Below are 17,407 nucleotides of genomic sequence, written 5' to 3'. Positions count from 1 at the left end.
GTAGCTTAAAGCAGAAACCCCCTCTGACGAGGGGGTTTGCGGGGCCTGAAGATAGACCCCAGATGGGTTCCAAGCCTCCAAGCAGCGGGAAATCAGGGAAGTTTCGGTTCAGGCACCTGGAAGACCCTAGGCATCGATCACCATATCGGTCCGCGCTGTGGAGCAGCAGGGCAGGAACTTGCCTGCATCAATTTCCCTAGCCCGGATCCCGCCCTGGTGGTTCATTTCCACTTCACCGGAAAGCTTGACGACCTTGCACGAGCCGCACATGCCTTCCTTGCAGTTCGCACCGATCCTGACGCCCGCACGCTGGGCCGCCCCCAGGATGTGTTCGGTGGGGTCGATGCGCACATTAATTCCGGTGCGCATGAAGGACAGCGTGAGGCTTCCCGTTCCCACGGTGTCGAAGCTTGAGGCATCCGGGGACGAGGCCTGCGGGACCGCGTCCGAACCGCCGTCGGGCGCTTCCGCACTAGGTGCATCTGGATCGATGGTTTCCAGCGGCAGTCCCCCGGCTTTCAGGGTTCCCTCGGCGTCGTAGCCTGGCTCATAGAGCCCGAACGCCGTGGGCTGGCTTTCGTAGTAGTCCTCCGCGGAATCGGCGATTTCGTCCGCGATTTCCTCGGCGATGTCCGCCGCTAGCGCGAGCTCCGCCTGGTACTCAAGGATGGTCTGGCGGTCTCCCGAAAAGAATTCCATGTAGATGGAGGTGTCGTCGACGCCGACCTTCCCCAGGAGCTCCGTTGCGGTGTTCAGGTAACCCTCTGGACCACAGGCATAGACTTGGCGGCCGTTGGCGTCCGGGGCCACTTCGTCCAGCATGGCCGCCGTCAGCCTTCCGGTGAGCCCTTCCCACCCCTCCGGCTTGCTGCGGTCGCCAAGGGAGTAGAAGACCTTGACCCGCGAGTCCACGGAGGCGATGTAGGCCAACTCCTTGTGGAACGCAAAGCCTCCCGCCTCCGCGCCGTGATAGAGCACGATGACATCCGCGTGCCCGGGCAGGGAGTGGATGGTCCGCACCATCGACATGATGGGGGTGATCCCTGCGCCGGCGGCCAACAAGAGGTATCGCGCACGGCGGTCGGCGTCGGGCAGGTGAAATGCCCCGACCGGTCCGAGCATGTCCAGGACTGTCCCGGCTTTGATGTTCTCGTGCACCCAAGGTGAGACAAGGCCAGTGGCGTCGCGTTTGACTGTGATGTTAAAGGTCCACGGCTGAGTGGGCGAACTGGACAGTGAGTAGCTCCGGTCCACCGGATCCTGGTCCTCGCCGTTCACGGGAAAGGCGACGTTCACGTACTGCCCCGCACGGAACGCCAGGGGCGCGCCGTCGCAGCGGCGGAACACGAAGGTCATCATGCCGCCCACCTCGGGAACCACCTCGACACACTCGGCCATGAACTCCTGGGGATGCCAAGGGCCCAGCGCGCGGGCAGCGCTGGCGGGTCCCTCGGTGCTTCCCATCACCCGGTTCCAAGGCATCTCAAGGCCGCGAATGCGCTGCGGTTCCTGGACTGCCGTCTCAGTGAGGAGTTCAATCATGCCAGGTGCTCCTGGACACGCTGCACGTACCAGTTAATGAATGCCTCCACCTGGTATTCACTCTTCATGTACGGGCCGGGCTCGTAGGCGGGGCTGCCAGCGCCCGTCTGGCACAGCTCCACGAACGCCTTGTCCTGCAGATTGGTCTGCTTCCAGGTGTAGGTGAGCTTCTCCAGGTCGTAGTCGACACCTTCCACGGCGTCGTCGGCTACCAGCCACGTGGTGCGGACCAAGGACTGGTGCTCGTTGATGGGGAAGACCCCGAACGTGATGACGTGGTCGCTCTGGAAGTGGAACCAGCTGTTGGGCTGAAGGTGCATCGAGCAGCGGCCAAGCCGGAAGTCGGGCAAATCGCCGAGCAGCTTCTTGGAGAGCCTGTGCCCATCGGGCGAGAACGATTCGCCGTCGCCGTCCAACGATTCCCGTGAGATACGGATTCCAGCAATTCGGGTGTCGAGCTCTTCCACCACCTCGTAGGGAAGGCCATAGCGGCGGCAACGCTCCTCGAGCGATGCCTGTGCTTCCTTGTTGCGGTCCCAGACCTCTTCAAGGTGGGCCGGGATCAAGCCCTCCGTCAGGCCCCAGGTGGGGAAGAGGGAACAAGCGAGTTCCGGGTGGCCGTCGCAGTGGTAGCACTCACGGTTGTTTTCCATGACGAGCTTCCAGTTGCCCTCTTCAACGATGTTCTGCTGGTAAGCGACTTTCGTCTTGGACAGATCGTGGGGTGCGAGGTAGGGCTCGAAGATCTTGGAGGTCTCGTCAAAGTCGGTGGGCGGTTCGTCCGCAATGCAGACGAAGATCAGTCCGGCAACCACGCGGCTGTGGGCGCGCTTGAGGCCGAAGCAGCCCTTGTCGAACTTCGTCTCCCCCGGCGCCGAGGCATGGATCAGGTTGCCCTCCGGGGAGTATGTCCAGGAGTGGTAGCCGCAGACCAGGTTGCCTGTTGACCCGGCGGGCTCGGTCAAGACGCGGGCGCCGCGGTGGCGGCACACGTTGTGCAGGACGTTCACGCCGCCGTCGTCATTGCGCAGCACGATCAGGGAGTAGGGACCATAGTCGACGGTGACGTAGTCGCCCGGCTCCGGAAGTTCCGCGATGCTGGCGGCAAAGATCCAGTGCTGGCCAAAAATGGCTTCCATGTCGATCTTGAAGATCGTGGCATCGGTGTAGAAAGGCGCATCGAGGGAATATCCCTTGCGCCGGAACTCGAACAACTCGCTGATCTCTGCCAGCTGCTCTGCAGGCAAAGATGAAGCGAGTTTTCCGCGTGAATTGAGGGGCAAGACTGGAGCAGACATGTGTTTCCTCCCGGGAGGCCTGGGTTAGCGTGCGATTCATGGCGACCAAGGGTGCTTGGGTGCAACCGATGTTGTATTCAAAATCCTTGTAGTCATGAGATTAGGGACGAATGAGCTGCAACAAAAGCGCAACATTTAGAAGATAACCATGCACAATAGGTGCATGATCGATGCGAGACTCATCACACTTCGAGTGTTTGCGCGCTGCGGGACCATTGGCGCCACTGCGGAGCTCACAGGCTATTCTCCCTCCGCCGTCTCCGCGCAGTTGCGCGAGCTCCAGCGCGTGCTGGGAATGCAGCTGCTGACCAAGGACGGCCGGGGCGTGCGGCTGACCGCTACCGGCCGCTTTCTCGTGGCGGGTTCGGACACCCTCATTGCCGACTGGGAGAGCCTTCGCGCCGCAGCCATGGAGGCCGGCGACCAGGTGCAGTCACATTTTGGCCTCGGCGGATTCTCGACGGCGGCCGCCCAGTTGCTCGCGCCGCTGGCCGCGACACTTCGCTCAACACGTCCCCTGCTGGAGGTGCAGGTACTCGAGGCCAATCCATCTCGCTGCTTCGATTTGTTGGTCGCAGAGCGGATCGACCTTGCGGTCATCGTCGCCATGCAGTCCGACACTTACGCTGAGGACGATCCGCGCTTCGAACAGACCGTCCTGCTCGATGACCCCCTGGACGTGATCATTCCCTCTGACCATCCGTTGGCATCGCGGGAAACAGTGACTCTCCAAGAGCTGGCGTCAGAACCCTGGATCACCGAGGCCGCCGGCTCCACCTACCATTCCCTCTTCACCGCGGCGTTCACCGCGGCCGGGGTAACACCACGAATTGCCCATGAGGCCGTTGAGTGGGAAACCCAAATCGCGTTCGTGGGCGCAGGGCTGGGCGTGGGCCTGCTGCCGCGACTGGCGCCGCTGCGTAGTGCAGAAAACGTAGTCCGCCTGCGTATCACCGGAAGGGGCAAGCCGTCACGCCGCATTGTCGCTGCCGTGCGCCGAGGCAGCATCACATCGCCCCTGATCCAGGAGTCGCTCGGCATCCTGCAGCAAAGCGCCAATCGAATTCTCACTGCCCGGCCCGAAGACGATCTCTAAGTCGCACGGCCGCCGAAGTCGAAGCCGGGCGACCCTCTCCGGCAGTCACCTGAAACACAAGGGTGTTGGCCGCGTCTGTCGGGAAGCGCATTGCCGTAATGCGCCGCGTCGGCTTGGGCTCAGGCAGGCTGTCCCTCCTGAAGGTCAAGCTCATAAACGCGTTGGCCATCGTTTTTACTTATTTCCAACCCTTGACAGCAATGAGTGAGATACCTCACTGTTGCGTATTACGGGTGATGTTGACACATGCACAACCAACAGCCTGCAGATTCAGCCCGTCCGCAGCGAAAGAGATCCACAAGTGCCCTAGCGACATCGCCACATGACTTGCCTGAAGGCGTCAGAGGCATCACATCGAGAGCACTACCTTCACCGACGTAACCCCGGCCTTCCCCAAGCCAGTCCACTCAAAGCCCGGCCATTGGTTCGAGCCGCCATAAGCAGGAGTACAGCAATGAACAGCCCCGACATCTCAGTACGGAACCTCTGGAAGGTTTTTGGCGCCGCTGGAGAAAAGGTCCCTGGCGATCCCCAGCTTTCGTCCCTTAGCTCTGCTGAACTGTTGGCAGCCTCGGGCTGCGTGGCGGCCGTCCGGAACCTGAGTTTCGACGTCGCAAAGGGTGAGGTCTTTGTAGTCATGGGTCTTTCGGGATCCGGCAAATCAACCCTGATCCGCTGCCTCACACGGCTTATCGAACCCACGTCAGGGCAGGTAATGGTGGACGGCAAGGATGTCCTGCAGGCAGGCGTTGGGGAGCTGCGGGAACTGCGCCGGCGCAAAATGTCCATGGTGTTCCAGCACTTCGGACTCCTGCCCCACCGGACGGTTTTGGACAACGTCTCCTACGGGCTGCAGATCCGTGGGGCGGCCAAGAACGAGCGCTACGGCCGGGCTCGGGAAATCATTGAACTGGTCGGCCTGAAGGGGTACGAACAGCACTATCCGGACCAACTGTCCGGCGGGATGCAGCAGCGCGTTGGCCTTGGCCGGGCCTTGGCGGGCGATCCAGACACTATCCTTTTCGACGAGCCCTTCTCGGCACTGGATCCCCTCATCAGGCGTGACATGCAGGCCGAGGTCATCCGGCTCCACAAGGAAATGGGTAAGACCATGGTGTTCGTCACCCATGACCTTTCCGAAGCACTCAAGCTCGGTGACCGCATCCTGATCATGCGCAATGGCGAGATGGTCCAGTGCGGCACCGGGGATGAATTGGTGGGATCCCCGGCAGATAAGTACATTGCTGATTTTGTGTCCGAGGTTCCCCGCGCGGACGTTCTGACCTTGAAGTGGATCATCCGTCCCGTGACGGATGGAACGCCCCTGGATGCTCCGGTCCTCAGTTCCGGGATGATCATCCGGGACGCCATAACAGCTGTGATGCATTCCTCCTGCCCTGTCCTCGTGGAGGACGAGGCAGGCAGGATCATCGGACAGATCGACCGTGACAGCATCCTCTCAGTGCTGCAGCCAGCGGAAGCAGCGGCCTGATGACTACGCTTGTCCGGGACCAGGAAAAGGTCCAGCCAACATCGACCCCTGTCAGGGAACCGCGCCGCCGGCCCAGCCGCCGCACCGTTCTGCTGGTGGGCGCGGGCGTCTTCTGGATCCTGGGATTTTTGATCCTGCACGGGACGTCGACTCTGACTTTGCCTGCCTCCGAGCTGACTGATCTGCATCGCTCGCTGAACCAGTTCAACGCCTGGGTCGCTGCCAACCGCGCGGACAACCCGGTCTTCCTGTATGTCTTCACGCCCCTGCGGGCAGTGGTGGACAACGTCGCCAACCTCTTCATCACGCTCTTTGCCGCAAGTTCCACCGGTCTGCGACTGCCAGAAATCGGCTGGTTTGGAACCGTAGGACTGCTTGGCTGGATTGCATTCGCAGTCGGGAACGCCCGCGTGGCCCTCTTGACGGTAGCCGTCTTTACCTTCTTCGGCTTCCAAGGTCTGTTCGTCGAGGCCACTTACACGTTCGCCCTGGTCCTCACCGCGGTGCTGCTGACACTACTGGTCGGAATCCCGCTCGGTATCCTCGCCGGCGTCTCCACGCGCGTCGCCACCGTGATCACGCCGGTACTGGACTTCATGCAGACTTTGCCCACGTTCGTTTACCTGGCACCCTTGGCGCTCATCTTCCTCATTGGCCCGGCCTCGGCCGTCATTGCTACCGTCATCTACGCCGCGCCTCCGGTCATCCGCCTTACGGCCCACGGCATCCGGAGCATCCCGGAGAACACCCGGGAGGCATCGGACTCGCTGGGTACAACAGGCCTCCAGCGGCTGCTCACCCTGCAGCTTCCCATGGCCCGGCGGACGGTTGTCATGGGAATCAACCAAAGCACCATGGCGGCTCTATCCATGGTTACTATCGCGGCACTTATTGCCGCTCCAGGGCTTGGCCAGGTTGTTGTCCGCGCGTTGCAATCGCTCGACGTCGGCACTGCAGTAAATGCCGGCCTCTCCATCGTCCTGCTGGCGATCGTGCTGGACCGGGTGACCACTGCGGCCAGCCGCCGTGCGGAACCCGGCGCTGCCCGGAACGGACGAATCTCCCGCAGGAATCGATACATACTCTTGGGCGTCACGCTGGGCCTGGCCTTGGTCATGGTCCAGTTGTCCAGGAGCTCATTGTGGGCCGCGGCTTTCCCCAAAGACTTCAACATCGGCCCGGCGATCGTTCAAGCCGTAAGCTCGGCAAGCCAGTGGATGCAGAACAACCTGTCCCTGTTCACGGTGTCCCTGCGGGAATCAATCACCACTGGAATCCTTAACCCGTTCCAGTCCCTGCTCACGGACACGCCTTTCTACATCCTCGTCGGCGTCATTGCCCTGGCGGCATACGCATTGGGCGGCTGGAAGCTCGCCGCCGTGACCACCGCCTGCCTTGGTGTCATCATCTACCTCGGCCTATGGAGCGATTCCATGGTCACCCTCGCAGGAACGCTGGTGGCCACCGTGCTGGTCATGGTCCTTGGTGTGGTCTTCGGCGTCGCCATGGGCCGTTCCCAAAGAGTAGACCAAGTCCTCCGGCCAATACTCGACGCCGGCCAGACGATGCCCGCGTTCGTCTACCTTGTTCCTTTCCTGGGACTATTCGGCGCTACCCGTTTCACGGCGATCATCGCAGGCATCATCTATGCAGCTCCTGTCGCCATCAAAATCACCGCCGACGGCATCGCAGCGATCTCCCCCACCGTCCTTGAAGCTGCCATTTCCAGCGGGTCGACGCCATGGCAGGTCATCACCAAGGTCCAGCTGCCGATGGCCAGGAAATCCCTGGCCCTCGCCGCCAACCAAGGGTTGATCTACGTCCTTGCCATGGTGGTCGTGGGTGCCTTGGTCGGTGCAGGCGGACTCGGGTACGACGTCGTCGCCGGCTTTGTCCAAAGTTCCCTGTTCGGCAAGGGCCTGGCCGCTGGCCTTGCCATCGTGTTCCTCGGCATCCTGCTCGACAGGATGACCCAGGCTGCAGCGGCAGCCCCGATACGGAAAATTGCCTCGGCCAAGACCCCCTCAACCTAGTCGCTCAAACCAACAATCCAGCCCGCCATACTCCCACCCCCAACAAGGAGACCAAACAAATGAAAAAAGTCCCACCGCTGTTGAAACGAACTATCCCGCTGATGGCAGGAGTCGCTGCGGCCGCTTTGCTGCTGACAGGCTGTGGGGGTGCTTCCGTGAACCAGGTGGCCGCCGCCCCCGCAAGCGGCGGGGATGCACCCTGCGGAGCTGTTAGTGTCGCGATGAACGCCTGGGTCGGCTATACGGCCAATGCCGCCGTGTACAGCTACGTAGCGAAAAACCAGCTTGGCTGCACTGTGGTGCAGAAGGACCTGAACGAACAGATTTCCTGGCAGGGTTTCGCCTCCGGTGAGGTGGACGTGATCATGGAAAACTGGGGCCATGCTGATCTCACCAAGCAGTACATTACGGATCAGAAGGTGGCTGTAGACGCCGGTGCCACCGGCAATGAAGGCCACATCGGCTGGTACGTACCACCATGGATGGCAGAGAAGTACCCGGACATCACGGACGGGAAGAACCTGAACAAGTACGCCTCGATGTTCACTACTTCCGAGTCCGGCGGAAAGGGCCAGGTCCTCGACGGCGACCCCGCTTTCGTCACGAACGACGAAGCCTTGGTGAAGAATCTGAACCTGGATTACAAGGTGGTGTTCTCTGGCTCGGAGGCTGCCCTTATCCAGTCGTTCCGGACGGCGGAACAAAACAAGACGCCGTTACTGGGCTACTTCTACGAGCCACAGTGGTTCCTGTCCCAGGTTCCACTTAAGAAGGTCGCCCTGCCGGCCTGGACCGAGGGCTGCGATACCGACGCGGAAAAGGTCGCCTGCGATTACCCGACCTATACCCTCAACAAGGTCATTTCCAAGAAGTTCGCCGACAGCGGCTCACCTGCAGCCAAACTGGCCAAGGGCTTCAAATGGACCAATGATGACCAAAATTCAGTTGCCACGGATATCCAAGGCGGCATGACGCCCGAGGCCGCAGCCAAAAAGTGGGTGGACGCGCACCAGCAAACGGTGACGTCCTGGCTTAGCTAGAAGGAACCGGACGACGGCGGCACTCGGGCGAGTGCCGCCGTCGCACTTTTCTTCGGTACAGGACGGGAACACTAAACGGCCGGAACCTGGCCATTGAACCAAACCAGCCCACAAGGCATTGTTGGAACGACAGCTCCGGAACCAACCACAGGAAGATGTGAGGTCTGAGATGAATGATTCCCCAACGCTGGACGACGGAACCTCTGAAGGCCATGACTCGTCGCTGTCGTTTAACGAGTGCTGGAATTTGCTGGCTGCGGCGACAATAGGCCGCCTTGGCCTGGTGGTGGATGACCACCCCGAAATCTTCCCGGTGAATTACGTTCTCTTTGACCGTCACATCGTTTTCCGCAGCAGCCCCGGACGGAAACTGTGGGGAGCAATGGCGTCCAGGCCCGGGGTTTTGGAAATCGATGGGTACGACGCCGCGACAACGGAAGCCTGGAGTGTCGTCGCCCGCGGTGAAACAATTCTCATGACAGATCCCGACGAGACAGCGAAGGTCGATGCGCTGGGACTTGAACCATGGCAACCTGGCCCCAAGGATAACTACATCCGACTGGTACCCCGCGCCCTGACAGGCCGGCGGTTCAAGGTCAACGCACCCGACGTGTGGCAAACCAAAACAAATGATGCCCGACGTGCCTCGTTCGAATAGATCCTCAGTGGACAGGCCTTCTCAGGCCGGCGAAGGGGTTCCTGATCATTGATCGGACCGTCGTCCTGGAGGTGCGCCGGCTTGCTCCGCGGCGCGGGCGGCCATCGCCCGGGCGACATGACTGCGCGCGTGCTCGACGGCCGGGGCCAGGTCCTCGAACAGGTGTTTGTGGTGGCGTAGGGATTCCAGCACGCCCACCCGCGTGACCAAGGCAAGGTGCCGGGCCTGGATTCCCTTGATCAACACTGTGATTCCGCGCCGTTCCAGTGCATTGACGATGTCGGTGATGACCCTCGCCCCAGTAGCATCCAGGACTTGGAGTTGGGACATGCGGATAATGACTGCGTCAACGTTGCGGATAGCACTGACGCGTTCCAGAACACGCTCGGCGGCGCCGAAGAACAACGCCCCATCCAGTCGAAACACGGCAATGTGTTCATCCCCGTCTTGGACAGGACCGGGAATTTCCTCACGGTGCACCCCGCTGGACTTGACCATCGTGCGCAGGGCAAAGAAGGACGCGACGGCGATGCCGATGGCTACGGCCTGAATCAGGTCAAAGGACACGGTGATCACGGCAGTGACAAAGAAAACGACAGCATCTGCCCGCGTGGACCCGATCACACTGCGCAGGGTGGCCACGGAAACCATGCGGGTGGCGGTGATCATCAGGACACCGGCCAAAGCAGCGAGCGGAATCCGCGAGACTGGACCCGTAGCAAGGTAGACAACGGCCAGCAGGACTACGGCGTGGATGACGGCGGACAGCCTGGTCCGGCCGCCAGAGCGGATGTTCACTGCTGTGCGGGCGATGGCACCGGTGGCAGGCATACCGCCGAAAAACCCGGAGCAGATAGAGGCCAGGCCTTGGCCCAGGAGTTCGCGGTCTGCATCATAGGGACCGGTGTCAGAGATCGAGGCGGCGACCCGTGCAGAAAGCAGTGACTCGATCGCAGCCAGCGCTGCGATCGTTGCGGCCGGGGCTGCCAGCGCTGCCACAGTGCCCCAGTCAAGGGCGGGGGCGACTGGGGACGGCAGCGCGCCAGGAAGTGCGCCGATCCTCGCCACCGGAAGGTCCAGAACCTGGGCAGCGACGCTGGCCACGATGATGGCGAGGAGGGAACCGGGAATCTGCGGATGGATCCGCGGTGCGGCGACCATGATCACTGCTACCAGGACCACCAGGACCACGGGAGCCCATACAGCGGCCAGCGACGTCGTCGCCAGCCCCTGGAAAGCCGAGACGGCCGCGTTGCTGCTTGACCCGGCGTGCACCCCGAACGCAGCGGGCACCTGCTGGAGGAAGATGATCAGCGCGATGCCCAGGGTGAATCCTTCGATCACCGGCCAGGGCAGCAGGGTCACGACGCGGCCGAGCTTAAGGACACCAGCGACGATGACCATTATGCCGGCAAGGACGGACACAGCGGCCAACGCGCCGATACCGTGAGCTGCGATGACAGGGCCGAGGACAACAACCATGGCACCGGTCGGCCCGGATACCTGAATATTGGACCCACCGAAAACAGCCGCAACGATTCCGGCGATCACCGCGGTAATCAGTCCACTGGCCGCTCCGGCCCCGGAGCTGACTCCAAAAGCCAGAGCCAAGGGCAGCGCAACGATTCCAACGGTAAGCCCTGCAACGAGATCCCCTTTCCACGACCGGGGAAGTTCCGCGTAGTCCCGCCAGGACGGCAGCAGCGCCCGGGCCGCGCGAAGGGCGGTCATCGCGGGGCGCCGGAACGGGCTGTCGCGGAAAGGTTCGCCGTTGAATGTTCAAGCTGCTCGCGGGTGTTGTTCAGCATGTCATGTAGCAGTTGCCGGGCCACCGCCAGCAGTTCTGCGACCTGCGGGTAGGCCAACGAATAGAACATTTGCAACGCACGGCGTTCACCGGTGACAAGGTGGTAGCGGCGCAGCACGGACAGGTGCTGGGACAGGTGGGATGCTTCCAGACCAGTCTCGGCCAGCATGTCGGTCACCGATACCTCCGGAGCTGCGCTCAGCAACTCCAAGACCCTGATCCTGACAGGATGCGCCAAGCCCTTGAAAAGGTTTGCCTTCACCTCATACAGAGGCGCCCGAAAATCGGAAAATTCATCCATGCTTGCCTCTCGCCCCATGATGGGAGTCGCTTGATTGATGATTCCATCATTCAGTGTAACAGCGGTAAGCAAACTGCCTGTGCGCCAGCCAAATCGCCCCTTGCACTCCCCATGTTTTGTGATACGTTTTAAGGGTAGTTCGTATCAAAGATCGTACCCGCGTCGGCATTGATCTCCCCCTGCTTCACCCGCTGACGCCATGCCTCATCCAAGGCACACTGCTAAACATTAACGCTGACCAAGCGGACACAGCTGAGGCGTACGCCAGTGCTGATCGTTCGAGTTCTCAAAGGAGAGACTCATGAAGCACATATATGAGCCCGACGTTACGATGACGATGCGGGACGGAGTCACACTGGCAGCTGACATTTGGCGCCCGCTCGAAGGAACCGCACCGACCCTTCTGGTACGAACTCCGTACAACAGGCAGACGCCGACGATGTACGGTGGACCAGGAACTCCACACCCCAGCCTGATCGGACTGGTGAACGCGGGGTACGCAGTCGTCCTTCAGGACGCGCGAGGCACCTTTGGCTCGGAAGGTGAGTTCGAGCCCAAGATCAACGAGATCGCTGATGGTCAGGACACGGCGGATTGGATCACCCGGCAGGCATGGTCAGACGGCACGATCGGCATGTATGGGGCTTCGTACATGGGGATGACCCAGTGGGCCCTGGCGATCAAGGAAACGCCGGGCCTGAAAGCCATTGCCCCCACCATGGCAGCGACCGACTGGTATTCCGAGCTTTGGTATTCAAAAGGTGGCGCACTGTCCTTGAGCCTTGACACCATGTGGAACGTCATGATGTACGCCAACGAAGAACAACGTGATCTGGCAAGCGGCAGGGCGAGTGACCCCGCCACACTGATACGGCTCGGCGGCTCATTCCTGAACGTCCTATCACTGAATGACGCCACGCCCGTCGCCGATTTGCCGGTGATCGGAAAGGGGCGCTGGTTCGACGATTGGCTGGCCCACCCCGACTTCGACGGCTATTGGGCCGCCCAAGACTGGTCCCCCTTGGTCAGCTCGGTGGAGGTTCCCGTCTTGGCCATCGGTGGCTGGTATGACCTCAAGATCAACGGGACGGTCTCAGACTTCATCAGGGTCCGCACACAGGGCGCATCGGAAACGGCCCGTGAGGACTCCCGTCTGATTATCGGCCCATGGGAACACGGGCCGCTCACCGGGCAGTATGCAGATCGGCACTTCGGGCCACTTGGCGTTGGAGACGCCACCGAGGCACACATCACATTCTTCAACCAGACGCTTCGTAACCTCGCACCCGAGTCCCCCGCACCCAGGGTGCGGATCTTCGTCATGGGCATTGATCAATGGCGTGATGAGCAGGATTGGCCGCTCCCCGACACGTCCTACACGGATTACCACCTGCATAGTGGCGGGTCGGCCAACACCCGCCACGGCGATGGCACCCTCCAGTCCGCGGCATCCTCGTTGGCGGGCCACGACGAATTCCAGTACGATCCACGTGATCCACTGCCCACCGCCGGTGGCGCCCTTCTTCCGAGCGTGCCCGGATTGGTGGGCCCAGTTGACCAGAAGGTTGTGGATGGCCGATCCGACGTCCTCTGCTACACCGGACCCGTCCTCGAGGAGCCCATTGAAGTGACCGGGCACGTGGAGCTCAAGGTGTTCGTCTCTTCAAGCGCCGTGGACACGGATATCACCGCCAAACTCGTTGACGTCTTCCCCGACGGACGCGCAATCAACCTCTGCGACGGCATCCTGCGTCTGCGCTACCGGAACGACCTGTCGAACCCCGCGCCCCTGACCCCCGGTGAGGTGTACGAGGTGACCGTACCGATGGCGGTGACCTCCAACGTCTTCCTGCCCGGTCACCGCATCCGACTCGATATTTCCAGCAGCAACTTCCCCCGCTACGACCGGAATACGAACACCGGAGGCTTTATCGCCCAGGAGTCTGTGGATCAGGCGGTCGTAGCGACCAACCGGATCATGCACGGATCCGAGCATCCCAGCCGACTCGTCTTGCCCGTCATCAACGGCTAGGAACCGCCCGAGCCCCGGCCGTCGTCGAACATTTAACGTTCGACGGCGGCCGGTGGACAGTTTGGGAGGGCACGGCGGCAAGCCGAGGCGCCAAGGAAGAACTGAGGTGTACGGGACATGGTACGTTCGTACTCCCAAGTTCAGACAAGGAGGGCTCGTCACATGATGCCTCAAGGTGCCACGTCGGCAACGGGCCGCGCCCGTCGATCCCGCAAGAGCGACGACGGGTCCAGGAGCCAGGAATTACTGGTGGAGCTTGAAGCTCTCTTTTTGGCAGAGGGATTCAGCGGTTTGACGATCGAGGAACTCTGCAGCCGGCTTCGATGCTCCAAAACTACGCTCTACTCAGTGGCCCGCAGCCGCGAGCAGATCATCCAAAAGGTTACAAGGCACTTTTTTGAACGGTCTACCAAGGCCATAGAGGCTGGAATTACCGCTATCGAGGATCCCGCAGACCGGATTATCCGCTATCTTGCGGGTGTCGGCTCTGCCATGAGTCGTAATTCGCGCGCTTTTTACCTCGACATGATTACCTACGAGCCAACCGCGGCGATCTATCGGTTGAATTCCCGTGCCGCTGCCCGAAAAGTTCAAGGCATGATCGAAGATGGTGTGGCCTCGGGAGCGTTCCGGGCCGCAGATGCAGCCTTGGCTGGTCAAGCCATTTCTTTGCTGATTGACGGTGTGCAGTCCGGCGAGCTCCTGGAGGCGACGGGACTGACTGCAGGTGAGGCGTTCACGGAAATCGGCGAGCTCGTCATCCACGGATTGACGGCTAAGCCCCAGTAACTATGCGGGGAAGGTGGGCGAGCACCTTCCCCGCATCGGGGTCTGTTCAACGTATGGAAGACCCGATCGAGATGCCTCCGTCAACATCGAGAACTACACCTGTGATGAATGCCGCTCCCTCGGAGCCCAGAAAGGCTGCTGCTTCCGCGATGTCCGAGGGGTCACCCGTGTGCATCATCGGGACCTTATTGATGAGGAGGTTCCGTGCTGCATCGTTCATTGATGCAAGCATGGGCGTCTCAATGAGCCCGGGAGCGATGGCGTTGGCAGTTATACCGTCTCGCGCCCCCTCCAGGGCAAGGGTTCTCGTCAGCCCCACCACGCCGGCTTTGGCCGCCACGTAGTTGGACTGTCCGAAGTTTCCTCTCCAGGACATCGACGAAAACGAGATGATCCGGCCGTAGCGGCGTTTCCGCATCCCCGGGAATACGGCACGCGAGCAGTAAAAGGCACCTTTCAGACTGACGTCCACCACTGCGTCCCAGTCCGCGTCGCTGATTTTCTCGATGCGGTTGTCCCGGATGATCCCAGCGTTGTTCACCAGCACATCGACTGCTCCCTGGGTTTGTTCCACTTCCAAGATCCATCCATTCACCGTGGACGAGTCCGTCACGTCAACCACATTCTGGCTGACGGTGGCGTCGCCGTGGACCTGGATCTGGTTCATGGCCTCGCTGAGCAATACGTCGTTGACGTCGGCCAGCGCCAAGGAAGCACCCTCCGCTGCAAAGCGGCTGGCCATAGCCAATCCCAGGCCTTGGGCAGCCCCTGTTATCGCAACGGTCCTGCCTTTATATCGGTCGGTCACCGGGGTCTTGTGGGTTTTCAAGGCGTGTGTCTCCTACTTCTGGTTGAGCCTGCGTGCTGCCAGAAACTGGCGGAGCGCATCTGGAACATTGTTGTCACGCCAATTGGCCTGGAATGCTGCGAGTTCCAGATCAAGGGCGTCTGAATCGTCGAGTTCGACAATCGAGGAAAGCAGGTTTTTGAGGTTCTGCTGCGCCGGCGAGTCCCTGGCGGCGAGCTGGGCGGCGACCTCGGCGGCCCTCAGGTGCAACTGCTGATATGGCACCACGTCATGCAGCCAGCCAGTTGGTCGCAATGCTTCCGCTGTCATGGGCTGACCGCTGAGGTGCATCCACCGTGCCGGGCTCTTTCCAACAGCGCGCTCCAGACGAACGCTGGACCCTGCCCCGGGCGTCAGCTTATTGTTCAGGTGCCCGTCGCCGACCAGTGTTCCTTCAGCAGCAATGACGACGTCGCAGGCTAAAGCGAGTTCAAGACCGCCGGCGATTGCGTGTCCGTGGAGAGCTGCAACCCAGGGCTTGGAGCTTCGCTCTATAGTCGTGACGACGTTCGAAAGACGTTCGAGGAATTCCACCACGCCGGCTTCGCTTTCGTCCTCAAGTGCAAGGAAATGCCGGAAATCCCCGCCAGCACTGAAACTTTTGCCTTTCCCGGCCAGCACGACGACGGCCGTCCCTGGATCATGGGCGATATCGTCGACTTGAGCGGCCAAGGCGTTCGCTAAGGCGCCATTGAGAGCATTGCGCTGAGCTGGGCGGTTCAGGAAGAGCCACCGGACCGCTCCCCGTTGTTCGACTTGGAGATGCTGGGACGTCACAGCTGCCCTGCCTTCTCCACCTCGGAACGTCGCTGCTGCCTCAAGACATAGCGTTGGATTTTGCCGCTGGGTGTCTTCGGAAGCTCTTGGATGAAGTGGATGGATCGGGGGTATGCATGAGCGGCATAATGGCTTTTCACAAATCCTTGAAGATCCTGCCGAAGGGCGTCAGACGGCTCCCACCCATCACTGAGTACGACGTAGGCTTCCAGCACTTCTCCCCTATCCGCGTCGGGAGCGGCGATCGCAGCGCTTTCGGCGACGGCCGGGTGTTCGCTGAGCATCGATTCGATCTCAAACGGGCCGATCCGATAGCCGGCCATGATGATGACGTCGTCATCGCGGGATGCGAAATGGAATGCTCCATCAGCGTCCCGATGGCCGAGGTCGCCCAAGAGATAGAAGCGCCCGTCGCGGGTGAATCGCGATGCTGTCTGCGAGGGGTCCTGGTAGCTTCGGAATGTCATCGCTGGACTCTTCGCGACATCGATTGCCACCCGGCCCATCACGCCCGGCGCGAGTTCCATGGCCTCGTCTTCACCAAGCACCGTCGCCGCCCATCCGGGAAGCGGGTAGCCCATGGATCCCGGGACAACCTTGCGGGCGATCGCGGGGTGGTGGACGTTGCCGAAGACCATACCAACTTCTGTCTGGCCGAAGTGGTCGTGGACCTCCAGGCCCAACTGTTCCCCTGCCCATACGTTGACCTCCGGCGTGAGCGGTTCACCCGCACTTGACAGGCGCTTCAGACGGGTGCGCGAGGGGAGGACCGGGAAATGAGTGCGTAGCGCCCGGTATACGGTGGGGGCCGCCGTCAGGTTTGTGACTCCCAGGTTCTCGATGATTTTCCATGCAGCAGTGGGCTCAAAGGCTCCGGCTTGCAGGATCGCCCCCGTCCCATTCGCGAGCGGGGCCACGATTCCGGCATATAGGCCATAGGCCCACCCAGGGTCCGCTGCGCACCAATACACGTCGTCGTTGGCGACTCCGAGCCCGTACTTAAGGTAGCTGTGCCATCCTGCCGCTTGTCGCAGCGGGTGAATGACACCTTTGGGGGAACCAGTTGTACCGGATGTGAACATGTGGACGAGAGGGCCATCGGGACCCTGAACAAAAGCACCCAAGTCTTTGGTGGAAGCGGTAGCCAGCAACGTTCGGTAGTCAACATCTTCGGGCTCGCCGGCTCCATCGACAACGACGACCTTGATGGGGCTCCCCGTGAGGTCCGGAAGCTTCCCGCGTTGGGCTGTGTCCGTAATAACCAGGCCTACCTGTGCCGTATGGATCCGAAATTCGACGGCTTTGCCTGCAAAGGCGGTAAACAACGGCACGTACACCGCGCCCAGTCGCCATACCGCAAGCATTGTGGTCACGAGTTCGGGGCCCTTGTGGAGAAGAGTGGCAACGCGGGTGCCAGGCTGCACTCCGAGGTCGCGAAAGCCGTTGGCAAGCCTGATCGATTCGTTGTGGAGTTCGCCGTAAGTGACCGCTTTTGCCGCTCCGTTGTCTTCGACTACCGTGTAGGCCGTTGACTCCGGATCATGGCGGTCGCAGAGAACCCAGGCAGCACACGCACTTTCGTCCACATAGGGGCCGCTGATATCGGTGAAGAGGTCTACGTCCAATGTGATCACCCTTGATCTGTTGAGTACGTTTTTTGGTACGTTCGTATCGTAGATCGAATCATAATATTTG

General features: G+C 61.2%; 14 protein-coding genes. 7 read left to right on the top strand and 7 right to left on the bottom strand.

The window, feature by feature from the left end; translation table 11 throughout:
* Positions 1–126: 126 nt before the first annotated feature.
* Both VUN82_13085 and VUN82_13080 read right to left on the bottom strand, forming a co-directional pair.
* Positions 127–1,542 carry a ferredoxin reductase gene (locus VUN82_13085; GenBank protein ID XAS70062.1) on the bottom strand — a complete coding sequence of 472 codons (1,416 nt, stop codon included), beginning with the start codon at positions 1,540–1,542 and terminating at the stop codon, positions 127–129.
* Positions 1,539–2,840, bottom strand: a complete 1,302-nt coding sequence (locus VUN82_13080; GenBank protein XAS70061.1) for an aromatic ring-hydroxylating dioxygenase subunit alpha — start codon at positions 2,838–2,840, stop codon at positions 1,539–1,541. The genes VUN82_13085 and VUN82_13080 overlap by 4 nt, the downstream gene beginning before the upstream one ends.
* Positions 2,841–3,003: 163 nt before the next feature.
* Here VUN82_13080 and VUN82_13075 point away from each other — a divergent pair, with 163 nt between their 5' ends.
* From VUN82_13075 to VUN82_13055, 5 genes are all read left to right on the top strand, one after another.
* Complete coding sequence (locus tag VUN82_13075; GenBank protein ID XAS70060.1) at positions 3,004–3,936, top strand: LysR family transcriptional regulator; 933 nt, start codon at positions 3,004–3,006, stop codon at positions 3,934–3,936.
* Between the two features lie 454 nt (positions 3,937–4,390).
* Positions 4,391–5,428 (top strand): glycine betaine/L-proline ABC transporter ATP-binding protein, encoded by a 1,038-nt coding sequence (locus VUN82_13070; GenBank protein XAS70059.1) that lies wholly within the window; start codon positions 4,391–4,393, stop codon positions 5,426–5,428.
* Positions 5,428–7,461 (top strand): ABC transporter permease subunit, encoded by a 2,034-nt coding sequence (locus tag VUN82_13065; GenBank protein ID XAS70058.1) that lies wholly within the window; start codon positions 5,428–5,430, stop codon positions 7,459–7,461. The genes VUN82_13070 and VUN82_13065 overlap by 1 nt, the downstream gene beginning before the upstream one ends.
* 59 nt (positions 7,462–7,520) lie before the next feature.
* On the top strand, positions 7,521–8,501 hold the full coding sequence (locus VUN82_13060) for an ABC transporter substrate-binding protein (protein ID XAS70057.1): 981 nt from the start codon (positions 7,521–7,523) through the stop codon (positions 8,499–8,501).
* 169 nt (positions 8,502–8,670) lie between these two features.
* Positions 8,671–9,159: a pyridoxamine 5'-phosphate oxidase family protein gene (locus VUN82_13055; protein XAS70056.1), complete on the top strand. Its 489-nt coding sequence runs from the start codon at positions 8,671–8,673 to the stop codon at positions 9,157–9,159.
* 45 nt (positions 9,160–9,204) lie between these two features.
* Here VUN82_13055 and VUN82_13050 read toward each other — a convergent pair whose 3' ends face one another.
* Together VUN82_13050 and VUN82_13045 are read right to left on the bottom strand one after the other, a co-directional pair.
* A complete protein-coding gene (locus VUN82_13050) occupies positions 9,205–10,890 on the bottom strand; it encodes a SulP family inorganic anion transporter (GenBank protein ID XAS70055.1) in 1,686 nt (561 codons plus the stop codon).
* Positions 10,887–11,267 carry a metalloregulator ArsR/SmtB family transcription factor gene (locus VUN82_13045; GenBank protein ID XAS70054.1) on the bottom strand — a complete coding sequence of 127 codons (381 nt, stop codon included), beginning with the start codon at positions 11,265–11,267 and terminating at the stop codon, positions 10,887–10,889. Before VUN82_13045 ends, VUN82_13050 begins: the two co-directional genes overlap by 4 nt.
* Before the next feature lie 301 nt (positions 11,268–11,568).
* Here VUN82_13045 and VUN82_13040 point away from each other — a divergent pair, with 301 nt between their 5' ends.
* The gene (locus tag VUN82_13040) at positions 11,569–13,299 is read left to right on the top strand and encodes a CocE/NonD family hydrolase (protein ID XAS70053.1); all 1,731 of its coding nucleotides are present in this window, start codon (positions 11,569–11,571) and stop codon (positions 13,297–13,299) included.
* Between the two features lie 162 nt (positions 13,300–13,461).
* Entirely contained in the window at positions 13,462–14,088 is a 627-nt protein-coding gene (locus VUN82_13035; protein ID XAS70052.1) for a hypothetical protein, read from the top strand.
* Between the two features lie 46 nt (positions 14,089–14,134).
* Here the strand turns inward: VUN82_13035 and VUN82_13030 are convergent, their stop codons facing one another.
* The 3 genes from VUN82_13030 to VUN82_13020 are packed head-to-tail and all read right to left on the bottom strand — an operon-like array spanning position 14,135 to position 17,346.
* Entirely contained in the window at positions 14,135–14,917 is a 783-nt protein-coding gene (locus VUN82_13030) for an SDR family NAD(P)-dependent oxidoreductase (GenBank protein XAS70051.1), read from the bottom strand.
* A gap of 12 nt (positions 14,918–14,929) precedes the next feature.
* On the bottom strand, positions 14,930–15,712 hold the full coding sequence (locus VUN82_13025) for an enoyl-CoA hydratase/isomerase family protein (protein XAS70050.1): 783 nt from the start codon (positions 15,710–15,712) through the stop codon (positions 14,930–14,932).
* Positions 15,709–17,346: an AMP-binding protein gene (locus VUN82_13020; GenBank protein XAS70049.1), complete on the bottom strand. Its 1,638-nt coding sequence runs from the start codon at positions 17,344–17,346 to the stop codon at positions 15,709–15,711. Before VUN82_13020 ends, VUN82_13025 begins: the two co-directional genes overlap by 4 nt.
* Positions 17,347–17,407: the final 61 nt, after the last annotated feature.

The sequence above is a fragment of the Micrococcaceae bacterium Sec5.1 genome (assembly GCA_039636795.1).
In the GTDB taxonomy this organism is placed as follows: Bacteria; Actinomycetota; Actinomycetes; order Actinomycetales; family Micrococcaceae; genus Arthrobacter.
The sequence above is the reverse complement of the archived record's forward strand: the minus strand, read 5'-3'. Positions and strand labels throughout refer to the sequence as shown.

Excerpts from the sequence above, each read along its gene's own strand:
- VUN82_13085 (XAS70062.1), bottom strand. The coding sequence starts at position 1,542 with ATGATTGAACTCCTCACTGAGACGGCAGTCCAGGAACCGCAGCGCATT.
- VUN82_13080 (XAS70061.1), bottom strand. The coding sequence starts at position 2,840 with ATGTCTGCTCCAGTCTTGCCCCTCAATTCACGCGGAAAACTCGCTTCA.
- VUN82_13075 (XAS70060.1), top strand. The coding sequence starts at position 3,004 with ATGATCGATGCGAGACTCATCACACTTCGAGTGTTTGCGCGCTGCGGG.
- VUN82_13070 (XAS70059.1), top strand. The coding sequence starts at position 4,391 with ATGAACAGCCCCGACATCTCAGTACGGAACCTCTGGAAGGTTTTTGGC.
- VUN82_13065 (XAS70058.1), top strand. The coding sequence starts at position 5,428 with ATGACTACGCTTGTCCGGGACCAGGAAAAGGTCCAGCCAACATCGACC.
- VUN82_13060 (XAS70057.1), top strand. The coding sequence starts at position 7,521 with ATGAAAAAAGTCCCACCGCTGTTGAAACGAACTATCCCGCTGATGGCA.
- VUN82_13055 (XAS70056.1), top strand. The coding sequence starts at position 8,671 with ATGAATGATTCCCCAACGCTGGACGACGGAACCTCTGAAGGCCATGAC.
- VUN82_13050 (XAS70055.1), bottom strand. The coding sequence starts at position 10,890 with ATGACCGCCCTTCGCGCGGCCCGGGCGCTGCTGCCGTCCTGGCGGGAC.
- VUN82_13045 (XAS70054.1), bottom strand. The coding sequence starts at position 11,267 with ATGGATGAATTTTCCGATTTTCGGGCGCCTCTGTATGAGGTGAAGGCA.
- VUN82_13040 (XAS70053.1), top strand. The coding sequence starts at position 11,569 with ATGAAGCACATATATGAGCCCGACGTTACGATGACGATGCGGGACGGA.
- VUN82_13035 (XAS70052.1), top strand. The coding sequence starts at position 13,462 with ATGATGCCTCAAGGTGCCACGTCGGCAACGGGCCGCGCCCGTCGATCC.